Here is a 315-nt window from a genome sequence, read left to right on the forward strand (position 1 = left end):
GGGCGGGTGCCGTGGTGGTCGACGGTGAGGGACCAGGTGGTGTCGCTCTCGCCGATGTGGGGGGTGAGGGTGTCGACTCCGGTGGTGCGCAGCCACTGGTCGGCCCAGGCGTGGACGTCCCGGTCGGTGGCGGAGGCGAGGTTGTCGATGAAGTCGGCGAGGGTGGCGTTGCCGAATTTGTGGCGGGCGAAGTGGGTGTTGATGCCGGCCAGGAAGTCCTTTTCGCCGAGCCAGGCGACGAGTTGGCGCAGGGCGGATGCGCCCTTGGCGTAGGAGATGCCGTCGAAGTTGAGCATCGCGGAGGCGGTGTCGGGG

The 315-nt window shown here is 68.9% G+C and carries 1 protein-coding gene; it reads right to left on the reverse strand.

The features are described 5' to 3' along the window. Window positions 1-315: M1 family aminopeptidase (locus JGS39_RS40435; protein WP_264302879.1), on the reverse strand; the 315-nt coding region annotated here is incomplete at both ends.

The organism is Streptomyces poriferorum (genome assembly GCF_019399235.1).
GTDB classification, from domain to species: domain Bacteria; phylum Actinomycetota; class Actinomycetes; order Streptomycetales; family Streptomycetaceae; genus Streptomyces; species Streptomyces poriferorum.